The sequence below is a fragment of the Brumicola blandensis genome (assembly GCF_031846165.1).
Taxonomy (GTDB): Bacteria; Pseudomonadota; Gammaproteobacteria; order Enterobacterales; family Alteromonadaceae; genus Glaciecola; species Glaciecola blandensis.
This window is the reverse complement of sequence record NZ_JAVRIE010000007.1, coordinates 63,744-82,273: the sequence shown is the minus strand read 5'-3', so window position 1 is coordinate 82,273 and position 18,530 is coordinate 63,744. Positions and strand designations below refer to the sequence as shown.

15 protein-coding genes are annotated in these 18,530 nt (G+C 43.0%); 12 read left to right on the top strand and 3 right to left on the bottom strand.

Features of this window, described 5'->3' with window-relative positions; genetic code table 11:
- Positions 1–247: 247 nt before the first annotated feature.
- Together olsF and rpsT are read right to left on the bottom strand one after the other, a co-directional pair.
- Complete coding sequence (gene olsF, locus RM544_RS15525; RefSeq protein WP_489752808.1) at positions 248–2,134, bottom strand: bifunctional ornithine lipid synthase OlsF; 1,887 nt, start codon at positions 2,132–2,134, stop codon at positions 248–250.
- Positions 2,135–2,197: 63 nt separating this feature from the next.
- The gene (gene rpsT / locus RM544_RS15520) at positions 2,198–2,458 is read right to left on the bottom strand and encodes a 30S ribosomal protein S20 (protein ID WP_311362734.1); all 261 of its coding nucleotides are present in this window, start codon (positions 2,456–2,458) and stop codon (positions 2,198–2,200) included.
- Between the two features lie 184 nt (positions 2,459–2,642).
- Here rpsT and RM544_RS15515 point away from each other — a divergent pair, with 184 nt between their 5' ends.
- The 12 genes from RM544_RS15515 to RM544_RS15460 all read left to right on the top strand — a co-directional run bounded on the left by RM544_RS15515 (position 2,643) and on the right by RM544_RS15460 (position 17,313).
- A complete protein-coding gene (locus RM544_RS15515) occupies positions 2,643–3,071 on the top strand; it encodes a CBS domain-containing protein (protein ID WP_311362733.1) in 429 nt (142 codons plus the stop codon).
- 96 nt (positions 3,072–3,167) lie between these two features.
- Positions 3,168–4,691: a murein biosynthesis integral membrane protein MurJ gene (murJ, locus tag RM544_RS15510; RefSeq protein WP_432264493.1), complete on the top strand. Its 1,524-nt coding sequence runs from the start codon at positions 3,168–3,170 to the stop codon at positions 4,689–4,691.
- A gap of 90 nt (positions 4,692–4,781) precedes the next feature.
- Positions 4,782–5,750 carry a bifunctional riboflavin kinase/FAD synthetase gene (ribF, locus tag RM544_RS15505; RefSeq protein WP_311362731.1) on the top strand — a complete coding sequence of 323 codons (969 nt, stop codon included), beginning with the start codon at positions 4,782–4,784 and terminating at the stop codon, positions 5,748–5,750.
- Positions 5,751–5,771: 21 nt separating this feature from the next.
- Complete coding sequence (gene ileS / locus RM544_RS15500) at positions 5,772–8,603, top strand: isoleucine--tRNA ligase (protein ID WP_311362730.1); 2,832 nt, start codon at positions 5,772–5,774, stop codon at positions 8,601–8,603.
- Complete coding sequence (lspA, locus tag RM544_RS15495) at positions 8,596–9,096, top strand: signal peptidase II (RefSeq protein ID WP_311362729.1); 501 nt, start codon at positions 8,596–8,598, stop codon at positions 9,094–9,096. Before ileS ends, lspA begins: the two co-directional genes overlap by 8 nt.
- On the top strand, positions 9,086–9,544 hold the full coding sequence (gene fkpB / locus RM544_RS15490) for an FKBP-type peptidyl-prolyl cis-trans isomerase (RefSeq protein ID WP_311362728.1): 459 nt from the start codon (positions 9,086–9,088) through the stop codon (positions 9,542–9,544). The genes lspA and fkpB overlap by 11 nt, the downstream gene beginning before the upstream one ends.
- Position 9,545: 1 nt before the next feature.
- Positions 9,546–10,487, top strand: coding sequence for a 4-hydroxy-3-methylbut-2-enyl diphosphate reductase (gene ispH / locus RM544_RS15485; protein WP_311362727.1), 942 nt, complete (start codon positions 9,546–9,548; stop codon positions 10,485–10,487).
- Positions 10,488–10,672: 185 nt separating this feature from the next.
- A complete protein-coding gene (locus RM544_RS15480) occupies positions 10,673–11,323 on the top strand; it encodes a prepilin-type N-terminal cleavage/methylation domain-containing protein (protein WP_311362726.1) in 651 nt (216 codons plus the stop codon).
- Complete coding sequence (locus RM544_RS15475; RefSeq protein ID WP_349254662.1) at positions 11,323–12,183, top strand: PilW family protein; 861 nt, start codon at positions 11,323–11,325, stop codon at positions 12,181–12,183. Before RM544_RS15480 ends, RM544_RS15475 begins: the two co-directional genes overlap by 1 nt.
- Positions 12,180–12,743: a pilus assembly PilX family protein gene (locus tag RM544_RS15470; RefSeq protein ID WP_311362725.1), complete on the top strand. Its 564-nt coding sequence runs from the start codon at positions 12,180–12,182 to the stop codon at positions 12,741–12,743. The genes RM544_RS15475 and RM544_RS15470 overlap by 4 nt, the downstream gene beginning before the upstream one ends.
- A gap of 10 nt (positions 12,744–12,753) precedes the next feature.
- A complete protein-coding gene (locus RM544_RS15465; RefSeq protein ID WP_311362724.1) occupies positions 12,754–16,839 on the top strand; it encodes a PilC/PilY family type IV pilus protein in 4,086 nt (1,361 codons plus the stop codon).
- Positions 16,840–17,313 carry a type IV pilin protein gene (locus RM544_RS15460; protein ID WP_311362723.1) on the top strand — a complete coding sequence of 158 codons (474 nt, stop codon included), beginning with the start codon at positions 16,840–16,842 and terminating at the stop codon, positions 17,311–17,313. It abuts the gene before it with no gap.
- A gap of 616 nt (positions 17,314–17,929) precedes the next feature.
- Here RM544_RS15460 and RM544_RS15455 read toward each other — a convergent pair.
- The gene (locus RM544_RS15455) at positions 17,930–18,502 is read right to left on the bottom strand and encodes a GspH/FimT family pseudopilin (protein ID WP_311362722.1); all 573 of its coding nucleotides are present in this window, start codon (positions 18,500–18,502) and stop codon (positions 17,930–17,932) included.
- Between the last annotated feature and the right edge of the window lie 28 nt (positions 18,503–18,530).

Sequence of the window (18,530 nt, the reverse complement as noted above, 5' to 3'; positions counted from 1 at the left end):
AAGCCCCTAGACCGCAAGTAAGCTATCCAGATAATACAAAGCACTATTGGAATTAAAAATAAAAACTTAAACAAGCTTACTCACTCCTTTATGTACACTAAGCCAAGATTAATAAGAGCCTAAAACGCATCTATCATAACATTATTGAACATCTTTGATGACGTTCAAATTAATCTGTTTTGGCTACTTTTTATTACTTAGAATATTATACAAAAAGAGTTGTATATGGAGCAAAGGTTCCGTTCGTTTATTCTTGAATCTGCATGTCGCCTTCAAATTTCGACGGCATATAGCGTTTACGTTTACTTTTAGTAAGGCGAGTGGAGTCCATAATAATCAAACCATCTACGCAATAGTTAAAGTCGGGGTCAACGTTAAAAGCGGCAAAACAGACCCCCTTATCTTCGCATATATCTGCATATTGCTTTAGTAGCGTAGGTATCGTCGTATTCATATTAGCCAGAACACTTTTGAGTACTTTAAATTCCTCCATGTAGTCATTGCCATGGAAGTCGTATAGGGAGTCAGTACTCGGTATGAAGGGTAATTTAGCGTTCGCAAAGTTCTCGTTGGATGGAAAATATTTACTATAGAACTGAACCAGCAGCGCTAATGCGCTAGCTGGTAGTGCATTTGATATACTCACAGGTCCGAAACAATATCTATATTTAGGATACTTTGTCATAAAAGCGCCTATACCCAACCATAAATAGTCGAGGCTGCGTTTTCCCCAATATTTTGGTTGAACAAAGCTTCTGCCTAGCTCTAATCCCTCTTTGAAAATAGTTTGCATCGGCGCTTGGTAATCAAACAAACTTGCAGAATAGAGACCAGTAGGATGTTTCTCTTGTGTTAATACACTTGCATCACCAAGGCGATATGCGCCAGCTATTTCTAAGTCATTGTCGTCCCAGAGAATGAGATGCAAGTAGTGATAATCAAAGGCATCAATGTCTCGGCGACTATTAGAGCCTTCTCCAACAGCACGAAAAGCAATTTCACGCAGTCGACCAATTTCACGCATAATAGGATTCGAACCAGTATGACGGTAAAGCAGAATCTTTTTATTATCTGGCGTTTCCCCTAAGCTTTCACAATCATTAAGAATCGCTTTTCTAAGGTGGCGTCTGTCTTCAGGTAGTGCCAGTGCCGATTGTGTCTTGAACAGACTTGGTTTTTGAGTACCTAAGCGATATACATGCTTTCTGAACAGGTTTACTTGTTCCTTAGCCTGGATATTGCTATGCAAGTATGCTTCAACTGGGATGAGCTCACCGACATGTAGTTTGATGTGCTGATGTTTTTTCTTAAACATCTCCCTTACTAACAAACTCGTTGCAGCGGGTTTGAATAACATGGATACGCCGTAAAATAACGGCGAGTTCTTAGCGTTAATAAACACTGGCAAGATTGGAGAGCGTGTTTGTTTCGCCATGCGAAGAAACCCTTTTTTCCATTTGCTATCGCGAACTCCCTGTGGTCTTAAACGAGAGACTTCGCCTGCAGGAAATATCAAGACCGCACCATCAGAATCTAGGTGCTTATTGATCAGTCTTAGGTTTTGTTTAGCCGTGTTCCCTTGCATATTATTGACAGGCAGTAGAATAGAATGTAGAGGGTTCAATGCCATTAGCATCTCATTCGCCACCACTTTTAGGTCTTTGCGAACGTCACTAATCAGCTTTATTAAGGCTAGGGCGTCAAGTGAGCCAATGGGATGGTTGGCAACAATCACAAGCTTACCTTCACTTGGGATCCTCTCTTTTTCTATATCGCTTACCGAAAAACGGAATGTGAAATAATCGAGTATTTGCTCTACGAAATCGATCCCTTGTAAATGACCGTATTGACGGGCAAAAGCTTGGGCATCGTTCTCATGTAAAAGGTATCGTAGGAATGAGCTCAGAGGTTTGTAAACAGCTGTGTGCTTACGCAAACCGGGATAGTGTTCTTCAATAAGGTGCTCAACAGAAAACATAAATCGCAAAAGAATTGGGTATAGATAGTATGGAGAGTAGTTTGGCTCTATGACGTTTGGGTGACGTTTATTTGAAACAAGTGTGACAAGTGCTGCGCTTGTGGCCTGTGTTTGTGAATCATGACTTTGGAATACAAGGCAAAAAAAAACGCCCATAAGGCGTTTTTCATAATGTTTTACTATCTATCTTCTTACTGCGAGTAGCAGCAGTGGGGTAGATTAAAGAGCGTTAACTTGTGCGTTAAGACGGCTCTTGTGGCGAGCAGCTTTATTCTTATGAATAAGGCCTTTAGTCGCCATGCGGTCAAGCACTGGCACTGCTGCAGTAAATGCTGCTTGAGCAGCTTCTTTATCGCCAGCTTCAATAGCAGCGAGAACTTTCTTTATGCACGTACGAGTCATGGAGCGACGGCTTGCATTATGCTGGCGACGCTTCTCAGCTTGAATTGCACGTTTCTTAGCAGACTTAATGTTAGCCAAGGTGTAACTCCTAAATAAATTCATGTCAAAATTGAGGGTGCGGATTATCCAGTTTTTCAAGCTTACTGTCAATTAAAATGCATGCGAAATGATAAAATAAATGAATTATTGATAGCATAGAATAAAAAATGCGAAGATGTAGTCATTCTCCAGCTTGTTCAATTACTTCTCGAGGCTAAATGTGATGCTTACAGTTGCGGATATTATGACGACCAAAGTCGTTACGCTGAATCAATTAAACACGATGAAAAACGCCCATGATCTGTCCAAGGCAAAAGGGATTCGACACTTACCAATCGTGAATAATGAAACCCAAGAGCTGATGGGAGTGGTAACGCAGAAAGCAATGATTGCGAGGGTAATCAGTATTTTAACGCAATATGGTATCGATGCCCTAAACGAACAAGAGATGAAAACGTTGGCAATAGATATTGCTGATACAGAATTTGTCTCAGTCTACCCAGAGCAAGATGTGCAAGAAGTAGCTACTTTTTTTCTGAACAATAAACATGGTTGCTTACCTTGTATTGATGCAAACAATAAGTTGGTTGGGATTATTAGTTCATCTGATTTTGTAAAGCTATCAATTCGATTGCTCGAAAAACAAGCGTAATACTCGGCAAGGCTCAATCATTGAGAGTAATCGTACTCTTAATAACAAATAGGTTAGTGCTCTAAGATGTTGAAATCAGGGATAGTGGTAAGTGCTATGACATTTTTGTCGAGGATACTCGGCTTAGTCAGAGATGTTGTTGTCGCTAATTTTCTTGGTGCTGGTGCGGCAGCTGACGTTTTTTTCTTCGCGAACAAAATTCCTAATTTTTTGAGACGCTTATTTGCCGAAGGCGCATTTGCACAGGCTTTCGTTCCAGTGCTCACCGAGGTGAAGGCAGAGAACGATGAAAAGGCGATGCAAGACTTTGTAGCAAGAGTTTCTGGCACGCTCGGTGCCATTGTTTTTATTACCGCTATCGTGGGCGTTATTTTTTCACCCGTATTAGCCGCGATTTTTGGTGGGGGTTGGTTTTTAGATTATCTCAATGACGGTGATAAAGCCGATAACTTTGTTTTGGCATCGGCGATGCTTAAAATTACTTTTCCGTATATCTTTTTTATTTCGTTAGCGGGTTTGGTAGGTGCGGTGCTAAATACGCTCAATCAATTCGCTGTGGCTGCGTTTACGCCTGTTTTATTGAATATTAGTATTATTATCTGTGCCATTTTTCTTGGTCCTATGCTGGATGAGCCGGCGTTTGCGCTAGCATGGGGAGTCTTCATCGGTGGCATTGTTCAGCTAGGCTTCCAATTACCATTTCTATATCGGGCCGGTTTATTGAAAAGACCAAGATGGGGTTGGAAAGATCCCAAAGTAGTAAAGGTCCGAACCTTAATGATCCCCGCGCTATTCGGTGTCTCAGTAAGCCAAATAAACTTGCTCTTAGATACCTTAATCGCTACTTTTTTGGACCAAGTGGGCTCAATAAGTTGGCTTTATTACAGCGACAGGCTCCTTGAATTCCCATTAGGCTTATTTGGGATCGCAATCGCAACGGTTATCTTACCGACGCTTAGTCGCAACCACGTTGGCAATGATCCTGCCGCATTCAAAAATAACCTAGATTGGGCTTTTAAAATTATCTGTTTACTTGGGATCCCCGCTGCAACGGCATTGGTATTAATTGCTGAGCCTCTGTTACTGGTAATATTTCAACGAGGCGAGTTTACTCTGAATGACGCCACAATGGCTTCATATAGCTTGATGGCGTACGGCAGTGGACTATTGAGTTTCATGTTGGTGAAAATATTCGCACCGGCCTTTTACTCACGACAAGACACTAAAACCCCTGTAAAATATGGGATTATCACCATGGTCTGCAATATGGTGTTTAATCTGATTTTAGCGATTCCTTTCGGATATATCGGCCTGGCGATGGCAACAGCCTTATCAGGGACACTCAACGCCTTGCTACTTTACATCAACTTACATAAAACAGGGGTTTACAGAGTCTCTGCTTCTTCAGCGCTTTTTGTAGGTAAGGTGCTTATCACATCACTACTCATGGGAGCGGTTCTTTATGTGCTTAAACAAAACTTTGATTGGCAAAGCAATGGCTTGGGTCCAAGAGTACGTGATTTAGGTTTACTGATAGGCAGTGGCATAGCAGTGTATGTCCTTGCCCTTTTACTGTTTGGTATTCGACCAGCACAGTTAATCGTTGAAAAAATAAAATAAACTTAGCTTAGATCGCCTATAAGCATTGGTATTCAGGTGCGGGTCGGCTATAATCGAGCGCTTTAAAATTGTATGCTCAGGCGAGGCGGTTTGGAGTTAATTCGAGGTTTGCACAATGTGCGCGATCATCATCGAGGTTGTGTACTTACAATTGGAAAATTTGATGGCGTGCATAAAGGCCATCAAGCGGTTTTGGTGAACCTTGTCGAAAAAGCAAGAGCACTAGGCCTTCCTGCAAGTGTAATGATATTTGAACCTCAGCCCGAAGAAGTTTTCGCAAAAGATAATGCACCTGCTCGACTCTCGCGTTTCCGCGATAAATATCAAATGTTTAAGGCGTTGGGGATTGACCGTTTAATTTGCGTCAGATTTAACACTGAGTTTGCTAGTATGAGCGCAGACGAATTTGTTTTTGATTTACTAGTGAAGCAGCTTGGTATTCAGTTTTTGGTTGTAGGTGATGATTTTCGATTTGGTAGACAACGGATCGGCGACTTCGCTTTTTTAGAAACGGCAGGCCGGCAACACGATTTTGAGGTTGTTAGCACGGCAAGCTTCAAACTAGCTGAGTGTCGTATAAGCTCCACAGAAATTCGTCAAGCACTGGCGAGTAATCAGTTTGGACTTGCAAAACAGATGCTGGGTCGCGACTTTGCAATAGCAGGGAAAGTAAATCACGGCGATAAGAAAGGACGTACGATAGGGTTTCCTACTGCTAACGTCCTACTTAAACGCTGTAAATCACCAGTCGCAGGTGTATTCGCCGTTAAGGTCCTCATACAAGGCTCGACGTATTACGGCGTTGCGAACATTGGGAACAGACCCACAGTAAATGGCACTCGATCTCAGTTGGAGGTGCACATCTTCGATTTTCATGAAGATTTGTATGGCACTTTGATAGAGGTAGCGGTATTGAAGAAAATTCGAAGCGAAAAACGTTTTGATAATTTCGATGCTCTAAAACAACAAATAGCAAAAGATGCTGAAGCAGCCAAAGAGTTTGTAAGCTTGCTCAGTGAAACAGACAAAACAGAAGCTCATTCTGTCGTACAACAATAAAATAGAAGTGGAAAACCAGATATGACTGATTATAAACCAACGCTAAATTTGCCTGAAACGGCCTTTCCAATGCGTGGTAATTTGGCCAATAAAGAGCCTCAAATGCTGAAAAGCTGGACTGAGAAAAAGCTTTATCAGCAAATCAGAAAAGCAAAAGCTGGTAAAACACCTTTTATTCTGCATGATGGTCCTCCATATGCGAATGGTGATATCCACATTGGCCATGCAGTTAATAAAATTCTAAAAGATATTATCATCAAATCTAAGACGCTTTCCGACTTCGATTCTCCTTATGTGCCTGGTTGGGATTGCCATGGGCTACCGATTGAATTAATGGTAGAGAAAAAAGTCGGTAAACCCGGTAAGAAAGTGTCAGTCGCCGAATTTAGAGAAAAGTGCAGAGCTTACGCTGAGCGTCAAATTGATGGTCAGCGCAAAGACTTTATTCGTCTTGGCGTGCTAGGTGATTGGCAAAACCCGTATAAAACGATGGATTTCAGTTCTGAAGCAAACATCATCCGTGCGTTAGGCGACATCGTTGGATCAGGTCATTTGGAGAAAGGTTTTAAGCCAGTTCATTGGTGCACAGACTGTGGCTCAGCGCTCGCTGAAGCTGAAGTAGAATACAAAGATAAAGTGTCTCCAGCGATTGATGTGAAGTTTAGCTTAGTCGACAGTGCTGCTTATGCAAAAGCAATGAGCGTAGAACAGAGTGTGTTGGATAGTAAAAAAACATCTGTTGTTATTTGGACAACCACGCCTTGGACTATTCCTGCAAACCGCGCAATTAGCCTTCATCCCGAACTAAGTTATGAACTCGTTGAGGTACAACTTGAAAGCGGTAGCGAGCAGTATGTTTTAGCCGCCGACCTAGTTGATGCGTCAATGAAGCGCTACGGTATTGAAGACTATCGCGTTCTTGCCTCGTTTACTGGCGCTGCGCTAGAAAACCTAACAGTTAGTCATCCTCTCAACCCAATAACAGTGCCGTTAATTTTGGGTGAGCACGTAACGACTGAGTCCGGTACGGGTTGTGTCCACACTGCACCCGCTCATGGTGTAGATGACTTCAATGTTGGTAAACAGTATGGCATTGAAGTGTATAACCCCGTTGGCAGCAACGGTGTTTATTTAGATAACACACCGTTGTTCGCTGGCCAGCACGTGTTCAAAGCAAACGACAATATTATCGCTGCCTTAGAAGAGCAAAATGCGTTGGCGCTGAATGTGAAATATGAGCACAGCTATCCGCATTGCTGGCGCCACAAATCGCCTATTATTTTCCGCGCAACACCACAATGGTTTGTCAGTATGGATAAAAACGGCCTGCGTAAACAGTCAATCGAGCAAATTCATCAAACGAAATGGATTCCAGCTTGGGGTGAAAGCCGCATTGAGAGTATGGTTGAAGGGCGACCCGACTGGTGTATTTCTCGCCAACGCACTTGGGGTGTACCAATTGCCTTATTCATTCACGAAGAGACTGGTGAATTGCATCCAAACACTGCAGACATTATCGAAAAAGTAGCACAAGAAGTCGAAACCAAAGGTATTCAAGCTTGGTGGGATATCGATGCAAAAGATCTTATTGGTGATGATGCAGACAATTACGTAAAAGTCACTGATACTCTTGATGTGTGGTTTGATTCGGGTGTGACTCATTACTTTGTCGTTGATAAAAGAGACGATATACCTGCATCAGCCGATTTGTATTTAGAAGGTTCTGACCAACATCGCGGCTGGTTTATGTCATCGTTAATGACATCTACTGCAATTCATGGCCATGCGCCATATAAAGAAGTGCTTACTCATGGTTTTACCGTAGATGCACAAGGTAAAAAGATGTCGAAGTCTGTCGGTAACGTGATTGCTCCTCAAGAGGTCACGAATAAGCTGGGTGCAGATATTTTGCGTCTATGGGCTGGTTCAACAGACTACCGAGGTGAAATGACGGTGTCTGATGAGATTTTAAAACGCTCAGCAGATGCATATCGACGCATTCGAAATACTTGTCGCTTCTTGTTAGCAAATCTCAATGGTTTCAATCCGGAAACGGACATGGTGCCATTTGAAGATATGGTTGCCTTAGACCAATGGGCTGTTTCCAAAGCTGCAGAAGTTCAAAAACAGATTTTGAGTAGTTATGAGCAATACGATACTTTGGTTGTTTGCCAAACCTTAATGCAGTTCTGCTCTATTGAGATGGGTAGTTTCTACCTTGATATCATAAAGGATAGACAATACACCGCTAAAACCGACGGTTTGGCTCGTCGTTCTTGCCAAACTGCGCTTTATCATATTGTGGAAGCCTTGGTTCGTTGGATGGCGCCGGTCATGAGCTTTACCGCTCAAGAAGTTTGGGAAGCCTTGCCGGGTAAACGTGAAGAGTTTGTATTCACCGGAACTTGGTATGAGGGTATGCCAAAAACCGAGCAACAAAATAGTGGTTTCGACAATACGTTTTGGCAATCATTAATGACGATAAAAGCAGAAGTGAACAGTGCTTTAGAAAAAGCGCGGAATGAAAAAGTGATTGGCGGCTCTCTTGAAGCAAAAGTGATTTTGTATGTCACTGAAGAAAAAGCAGAGGCATTAGCAAAGCTAAAAGATGAGTTACGATTTGTATTAATCACTTCAGAGGCTGAAGTAAAAGGATTATCTGAAAAAACTGACACGGCTGTTTCCTTGAGCGATAACGAAGTGTTTGTTGACGTGCTTAAAGCAGATGGTGAAAAATGTTCGAGATGTTGGCACTTCAAAGAAGACGTCGGTTCCGATCCTAAACACCCTGAACTGTGTAACAGATGTATTGATAACGTAGATGGACAAGGGGAAGTGCGCCATTATGCCTAAGTTGTTAACAGAAACGGGCTTGCGCTTTATATGGATATCACTGATTATTTTTATTTTTGATCAGTGGAGCAAGTATGCCGTTGTAGATAGCATGAGCTTATATCAATCAATTGAGATAATGCCATTTTTCAATTTCACTTATGTCCACAACTACGGTGCTGCATTTAGTATCCTATATGATGCTGGTGGATGGCAACGTTACTTTTTAAGCGCTATTGCCTTAGGTGTAAGTGCTTTGATCCTATGGTGGTTGAAAGCAACAACAAAGCAGCAAAAGCTGCTGCCGGTAGCTTTCTCATTCATTTTGGGCGGCGCTTTGGGAAATGTATATGACCGAATGGTGCATGGCTACGTTATTGACTTTCTTGACTTGTATTATGGGACCTATCATTGGCCCGCATTCAACATAGCTGACTCAGCTATTTTCATCGGAGCGGTGCTCCTGATCATAGATATGTTTAAGAACAAAGAGGCTAACGAACTTGACAAATAGCGCACTTATTATTGGTGACAATAGCGAAGTTATTTTGCATTTTGACCTAAAACTAGAAGACGGCTCAGCAGCTGATAGTACCCGTGTTAATAATAAACCAGCCAAAATGGTCATGGGTGACGGAAGCTTGACAAAAAACTTCGAGGACTGCTTAAGAGGCCTGACTATCGGCGATAAGAAGGCTTTTAAACTTGCTGCTGATGATGCGTTTGGTATGCCAAATCCGGATAACATTTATCATGTAGACAGAACTAAGTTCACTGCAGATACACCTGTAGAAGAAGGGATGATAATTGCATTTGCTCAACCCGATGGTAGCGAACTACCTGGCGTGATCAGAAGCGTTGCAGGCCATTCTGTGACGGTCGATTTCAATCACCCATTAGCAGGGCAAGACGTGACATTCGATGTTGAAATTATTGATGTGAAGAACGCTGGAGCTGACTAATATGCATATCCACTTAGCGAATCCAAGAGGCTTTTGTGCCGGTGTTGACCGCGCGATCACTATTGTCGAGCGTGCGCTTGAAATGTTTGGCCCTCCTATTTACGTGCGTCACGAAGTTGTGCACAACAAATTCGTGGTTGACGGCTTAAAAGAGCGCGGTGCGTTATTTGTGGATGAGTTAGCGGAAGTGCCTGATGACACCATTGTGATTTTTTCTGCCCATGGTGTTTCACAAGCGGTCAGAACCGAAGCTGATGCCAGAGGTTTGAAGGTGTTTGATGCGACATGTCCATTGGTAACGAAAGTCCATATGGAAGTGATGCGTGCAAGCAAGCGAGACGCTGAGTGCATATTGATTGGTCATCAAGGCCATCCCGAAGTTGAAGGTACGATGGGACAATATAGCAGTGCCGAAGGCGGCATCTATTTAGTTGAATCTATCGAAGATGTGGCTGAGTTAGAGGTCAAAAATCCAAATGACCTATATTATTGCAGTCAAACAACCTTATCTGTTGACGACACTGCCGACGTAATCACAGCTTTGCGGGAAAAATTCCCACGAATCGATGGTCCTCGCAAAGATGATATTTGCTATGCGACTCAGAACCGTCAAGACTCAGTAAGAGAGCTTGCCTCAGAATGCGACGTGCTATTAGTTGTAGGTGCTCAAAATAGCTCTAACTCTAACCGTCTTCGAGAATTAGCGGAGAAAATGGGGGCGAAGGCATATTTGATTGCTGATGCTAACTGTATTCAAAAGGAATGGTTGGATTCGGTGAGTGAGATTGGCGTAACCGCTGGCGCTTCAGCACCAGAGGTCTTAGTGCAAGGTGTGGTTGATAGACTCATGTCCTGGGGCGCTGTTCAATCGACCGAGAGACCCGGTCGTGAAGAAAGTATTGAATTCGCCGTGCCAAAAGAGCTACGTGTCGTTCAACTTTAAGCAACGAAGCTAAAATCTACCCCGTTGAAGCCCTTTATCAATAAGGGCTTTGCTTTAATACACGTGTAAACAATCCTTAAGTTCAGTAGTTATTTCTTTTTAATACCTTAGACTCATACAAAATAACCAACTCATACCAATGCTGCGTTAAAGTGATGCCATGGAAAAATAGTATGTGAATGAGTATGAAGGCAAGTAATAAACAAGGCAGAAACACAGCTCAAGCGATACGCCAACAGCGCGGGATCGGCATGATTGAAGTGCTCGTCACTCTTTTCATTCTGTCCGTAGGTCTGCTAGGTGTGGCGTCTTTGCAGTTTATCGGCTCGTTCTCTAACGCCGATGCCTTAAATCGTACCCAAGCCGTTTTCATCGCTCAACAGTTTGGGGAGCGCTTAAGCGCAAACGCCATCCCATCAGATATCACTGATGGTTTTGTGGTAGACAACACCTATTTTGATGAAGATATTTATAATTTTGAAAATTTGTCGTGTGTAGGTGGTGGTTTACCCTATGATTGCTATTGCAAAACACATCCGGTGTCGGTACCTAACTGTCAAACAGGCGATTGCACGGCGTCCCAGTTAGCTGAATTTGATGCTCACCAAATGTCTTGCGCAACCGTCATGACAAATCCAAACGCAAGAATCAGTTTGCAGTGTTCACAAGACAAAGACCTTGGAGATACAGACTTATGCACTGCAGGGTCTATTCACGAAGTGATTATTTCATGGCCTGCAAAAAATTGGCAGAACAACAATAAAGTAAAAAATGCGGCTTGCAACGCTTCTACAGGTGACGATAACGATTGTGTCGTAGTGGAGGTTGCACTGTGATTAAACGCTCTAAACAGCAACGAGGGTTTACTCTCGTTGAAATCATGATATCCATGGCGCTCGGCTTAATAATTGCTGGCGCAGTAGTTCAGGTGATGGTTAGTAACCAAGTCACAGAGAAGCTAAACAGAGGTATTGCATCTACCCAAGAAAGTGGTCGATACATCATCAATCGTTTGCGCAGCGAAATGCTCATGGTAGGGCTTTATGACCAATTGAGCCCACAGCTCAATAACGATGTTGATATTGTTAACGAGAATGTTTTCGTCCGCAATAACCCTATCATCCTGCCAGGCAAGTTTGCGGTTCGTAACCAGCTTGGTTCAGTGCAAGGCATTGATGGTGCGAGTGACAAACTGGTTGTCAGTTTGCAAGGCTTTCAGGATTGTCGTGGTTACACCTTAGGATATCCAGACCAAGAAGAGTTTTACGTAGTAAACGAGTACTTTGTCGACGACAATAAATTGAAATGTACAGGTTTTGATGGACGTTACTTAAGAGGCTTAAAAGCAGCCGAGGGGCATAATGCTCATAATTCGGTTACCTTGCTCGACGATGTTGTTAGTTTTCAAGTCACCTACGGTATTACTGATTTAGAAAGTACTCAAGGGTCTGCAATTCCAATTCGATTTATTACTGCTGATGGGATCCAAAACTCAATTAATGACGGTCAATCTATTGTCGCTCTTAGGTTAGCTGTCGTTGTTAAAGGTGATAGTGAAATAACGGTTGATCAAAAGGCCTCATTTAAATTATTAAACGAAGACAGTTTTACAGTCAGTGATAATGGCTTATATAAAGCTTTTGAAACCACAATAACGCTAAGAAATATGAAAAATTTTGTAAGGAGTGGAGCATGAATCAGCAGCGCGGTCTCGTAATGGTATTTGCACTATTAGTGCTAATGTCATTGACAATTCTCGGCGTCGCCTCGGTATCTAGCGGTATGATGCAAACTAAAATGGCGGCATCAATGGAAAGGAAATCCTTTGCTTTCGACGCGGCAGAAGCCGCGTTAGCAGGCGTGGTTTATGAATCAGAAGATGAGTCTTTGTTAGCTGATCCTCTTAAGTCAGATCCTTTATCTGAAGCGCGACAAATAAATGCCTTGGATTTAGCCAATGATGAACTCAGTTGTTTTGATAATGATCGTATAGACCGTTTCATAACGAATGACGGTCTAACGCGAGGCAAAATGCACGTCGACCAAGGTAATTTTCGAACACACCCTACGACCACCAGTTGGTCTAAAAGTGCTTTCATTAGAGAAGAGGCCTGCAGGGGCTCTAGTAACGTCATCGGTGGCAGTAATATTAGCTGTCACGTTTTCTTAGTCAGAGGTTGCGGCCAAATCTCTGGTAGCAATTATGCAGTTGCTAACACGATGAGCGCAGCCGTTTTTGCGCCAGCATCACAGTGAGGTAAGAATCATGTCACTTAAAAGATGGACCAGTTCAGCGAGCGCTTTTTTCCTTACGATTATGGTAAGCATGAGCGCGCTTGGCGACGATCTTGAAATATATCTAGGTACAGGAGGAACATCCAGCACCTACAATCCTAATGTATTATTCATTATGGACACCTCCGGCTCGATGGGCAGTAAAGATGGTACTTCTCAAACCCGAATGCTTCGTGTTCAAAACGCATTGAAAGAAACCTTGCGTTCAGCAACCAATATCAATGCCGGTTTGATGCGTTTTTCTGATTATGGTGGACCAATATTATTTCCGGTAAGAGACATCGATAGTCCAGTAGCGCCAGAACTCATTATTCCTGTTGTTGATGGTAGCGATGACGCATATGAAGTCGATGAAGATGTTAAGCTGACAACGAATCAGCTAGAGCTTACCAAAGGCACCCAAACAGTGCATACAGGTTTGCGTTATCAAGAGCTCATGATCCCTCGTGGTGCGGTTATTACGAATGCATATATTCGTTTTACTTCCAAAGGACTCAATACATCTCAAGCAAGCATGGTTTTCAAAGCTGAGGCGACGGGAGATGCGCAAGCGTTCAAAAACCAAGATAAAGATATTACTAATAGAAGCACCACCGGTGCTGAAGTCACTTGGGACACCGATAATGATTTTCCACTATCAGACGAAGGGATAAACTCACCCGATTTATCTGCGGTTATTCAGGAAGTAGTGAATCGCGGTGATTGGTGTGGGGGGAACGACCTTAACATCATCATTGAAGGTTCAAGTTCGGTTAGCTCCAGTAACCGTAAAGTCAGTGGCTTTGAAGAAGGTATTGGTCGAACACCTCAACTTGTCGTTAACTATGATGAAAGCACGGCAACGGGCTGTATGCGTGAACGTCAAATCTATCAATTATCTACCAATGGTGAGAATGCCGAAGAGCAGTGGAATGGTTATCAATCAACGGGTAGCGAGCTGACTTTCCATAGAAGCTCTAATGCTTATATTGGGCTGCGTTTTTCTGGCGTCAATGTCCCCAAAAACGCAAATATCCTCAACGCATATCTCGAGTTTACTTCTTACAATACCTACACTTCTAGCGGCGCTAGAATGACGATCCAAGGCGTAAATGAAGATCATCCAAACGACTTCAGTCCATATTATCGCTACATGCAGCGTAATAAAAGCAAGACAGCTGCTGTCAACTGGGAAAATATTCCAACTTGGGTTGAAGATAGAGATTACCAAAGCCCTTCGATAAAAAACATCGTGCAAACGACGGTTAATCGCAGCGGATGGAGAACGGGTAATAAGATGATGTTTATCCTATCCGATTTCTCTTATTCAAAACGCGGAGGGTATACTGTTAGCGGGAAACCATCTGGCGCTGCTCGATTGGTTGTTGAGTTTGAGGGTAATGCGACGCCAGGAACGTCTTCCACTGTAAGACAACACTTGGTGAGTAAAGTTGATGAATTGAACGCCAATGGTTACACACCGATTGTAGATACGCTGTATGAATCCGCCCAATACTTCGGAGGCAATGAAGTCTATTGGGGCCGTAAGCGTGGTGAAAGTGGTGTTAACAATAATGTTAGACGTAGCACGAGAGTCAGTCATAGAGCATCATACATTGGTGATGATGCTGTGCGACCATCAGGTTGTACGGAAGATAATTTAAATAGTTGGAACTGTATTCAGGAATATATTCCAGAGGGTGCACAATACATTTCACCTGTCGTCGATTTACAGTGTCAGGTTAACAACCATGTCGTGTTATTATCTGATGGTGAAGCGAATAACAATCACAGTGTTAGCGAAATCCAGTCACTTCTCGGAACCTCTTGTTCAGGAAACGGTGGAGAGAAGTGCGGCGTGGACCTTGTGAAGAACTTAAGTGACGCCAGTGAGTCCGTTATCGATGCCAGAGTTGTTACGCATACGATCGGATTTGCTGCAAACAACAACGCAAATACTTTCCTTAATCAACTTGCATTGCAAGGCGGCGGAGGTTTCTACCAAGCTGACAACAGCGAAGATTTGGTGCAAGCGTTTAAAACGATTCTCAGAAACGTGAAAGATGTGAATGCCACCTTTGTTTCGCCAGGTGTGGCCGTAAACCAATTGAATCGCTTAACCCATAGGGACGAGCTCTATTTCGCTTTGTTTAAGCCATCTGAGGGTTCAAAATGGCCTGGTAATTTGAAGAAGTACAAAATCAGTGGTGATACTGTATTAGATAAGAACGGTACCGATGCGGTAGACAGTGGTTCCGGTTTCTTCAGCGAGAACTCTCATTCATTCTGGTCTGCCAGTCCTGACGGCAACGATGTGCGTTCAGGTGGTGCTGCAAGTCGTTTGGATTTGGTGCGTAAAGTCTATTTCTTTGATGATACAGGTTCAGTCATGATTCCTAAGAACCAGTTGATTGAAACCAATTTGGAAATAGACAACAGCGACTTGAACCTTAATCCGGACGTTGATCCAATCGGCACCAGAGAAACTGTGCTTAAGTGGGCGCGGGGTGTTGACGTTAGAGATGATGACGGCGATGGTTCTGTAATCGATGTAAGAATGGAGATGGGTGATCCTATCCATTCGCAGCCAGTCATCGTGAACTACAGTGCAACTGAAAGTGCTGTATTTGTTGCAACTAACCACGGTTTCTTACACTCATTCAATGCTGAAACGGGTGAAGAGAATTTCTCGATTATTCCTCGAGAATTGCTCAAAAACCTAAATGAATTTTATCGAAATGCCAGTAGCTTTAATCATATCTATGGTCTTGATGGTGACATGGTTTACCGTGAAGTAGAGGGTAAAAAGTACATCTATATCGGCATGCGTAGAGGTGGAAATAACTACTACGTTGTTGATGTGACCGCGAAAGACGATCCGAAGATTGTATTTACAATAAATGGTGGTGAAGGTGACTTCGCTAATATGGGGCAATCATGGTCACGTCCAACGATTACTAAAGTTAGGATCGGCGATGTCGTCAAGAATGTGGTCATTATTGGTGGGGGTTACGATCCAGACCAAGACTCAAAGGCTGAACGCAGCGACGACGTGGTTGGTAACTCTGTGTATATCATCGATGCTGAAAACGGCGATCTACTATGGTCAGCGGGTAAAGAAAATGCCGACCTAGTGTTAACAGATATGAAGTACAGTATCCCAGCCCGTATATCAGTTATCGATCGTGACAACGATGGGTTTGCTGACCACATGTATGTCGCAGATATGGGTGGTCAAATCTTCCGTTTGGACATTTATAATGGTGAAGCGAGAAGTGATTTAGTGTCTGGGCAATTGCTTGCTCAACTCGGTGCTGATGATGCTGAGAATAATAGACGATTCTATTACGCACCTGATGTGTCAGAAATCTCAACGGTTGATGAGCATTATTATGCTGTTGCCATTGGTTCAGGCTTCAGAGCCGGTCCTCTGAATACACAAATTCAAGATAATTTTTACATGATCAAAGATAATGGAGTATTCGTTAGAGATGAGTTTGACAAATTCACCTTCCCAACGACAGCTATCAGCAATAGCAGTTTATATGATGCGACTGATCACCTGCTAACTAGTAAAGATGATGAAGAGCGTGCATTGCAAAACACCATTTTTGCGTCGAAAAGCGGCTGGTTTGTGCGCTTGACGAGTGGTGGCGAAAAAGTGTTAGCTTCGCCATTGATCTTAGACTATCAAGTTTTCTTTACTACTTATTTGCCAGCCAGTGCTAGCACCAGTGCGTGTGCACCACCAACTGGAAATAGTCGTGCTTACTTAGTCAACTTAGTTGACGGTAACGCAGTAGAGGATTTGAATGATAATGACGAACAAGATGCGTCAGATCGATATGCTCAGTTAAAGCAAACAGGCATCGCGCCCGATACAAAGATTCTAATCGAGAATATTGTTAAGCCGGTGGTTTGTTTAGGTGCAGAGTGTGTTTCTGCCGTTATTGAAACTGATGAAGATGGCGAAATTAAATCTTGTGGCTCTGACTTTGAATGTTTAGCACGAAACATCTATGGTAAGTTTGAGCGCGTCCAGAAAAATACTTGGAAAACCGAAGTGGAGCGTCAGTAAATGAAACAAATAGGTCAAAATAGTAAAGGCTTTACCCTAATTGAGCTGATGATTGTAGTCGCAATCATCGGTATCATTAGCGCCATTGCTTATCCTAGTTATCAAGGGATTATCGCGAGCTCGGCTCGAAGTACTGCTCAAGCTGATTTGATGTCATTTGCAACAGCGATGGAGCGGCACAATGCATCGAGCTACACATATAAAGGGGCTGCTGCTGGCGGAGCGAATACGGGTAAACCAACTATTTTTGCCCAGCACAGTCCAAGCTCTGAACCGGCCACGAGCAAAAAGTACGACTTGATTATTGAAACAATGTCAGCGAATGGACTGACGTATCGGTTGAAAGCGACACCTACCTCAGGTGGTGTTGCAGACGGTACGGGTGCTATATATTACTTTAGTGATGGCAGAAAAGCTTGGGATGAGAACAATAACGGTAGCATCGACAGCGATGAGTATTGCTGGAGCTGTTAAGCGCGCTTGATTCAAACAATATGACAAAAAAGGTTTAGGCAAATAGTCTAAACCTTTTTTTTGACTGAAAACAATCGTCATTCTTTCCACTAACTGAATCCGCTAATCCAAGCCTTTTAACGTCTGTTCCGAGTGAGTAAATCAATCGTGTAAGCGACAGCAGCGCTAATCAATCATCGTTGGGACTAGGCACTTCGTCAAGCGATGAAATATGCGCGGCAAGACGATTTAATCGCATCTGTTTAGCGGCAATCATAATCCCTACTAACGATGCTTTTTGTATCGGCTAACACAGTTCGCTTTCGCGCTAAGGGAAGTCTCCTTTCTTCACTAGCGCTTACGATGCGTGTAGTGCAGACCATAATGGCTTATGAATACTGGGCCTAGCTTGTGGTATTTGAAGTGTATTGTATGAGGTGAGTGAATCTGATGAAGGTTTTGTGCATATTGCAGCTTGAATACATGGAGAAGGTGATTTATCAATATCTTTCTATGATTGCAGAGAGTCTGTGGCGAAAGTGACCATTAAACGAATTCAGTAATGAGTGGTCTAGCATTACACAGAATAAAATGAGACGTGATTGAAAGGCGTCTCATTTTTTATCTGTGAAAGTCTTTATGGACAGGTAAGCGCATCGCCAGATGTATCTTCGTGCACGCCATCATTGTCAGTGTCTTTGCTAACGCGAACACGACCTTGTAAAGAAATATTAATTGCCCGAGCGTATTTCACATCTTTGCTATCTGGGCAGAGTATGATGTTGAAATTGCGGTTGGATGCGCCCGTTTCTTGGAACTCGACTTGATTATTCGGACCGTCCATATACGTTGTGTCCGACGTAGGTGAGCTTGCCACTAATAAATCTTCATCATCGTTTCGGTCGCCATCACCATTATCGTCGATGAATACTATCTTTGGATCATCCCAATCGGTCCCACACTCTTTAAAGTCACTGGCAGGGCATAGGATAACAGGTGACTGCTGGTCAATTGCAACGTGTCTAGCATATTGAACGATGCCGCTTATTTCATTTAGCTCACCGGTAATTCTATTTTTGATTAAAAATTCTCGAATGTTAGGCGCGACAACTGTCAATACAATCGCTATGATTGCTAAAGCGATCATCATTTCTAGCAAGGTAACACCTTTCTGTAATGACGTTTGTGATGTAGGTTTGTTAGTTAGCACGTAGACCCCCGAAATTTATACACATTAC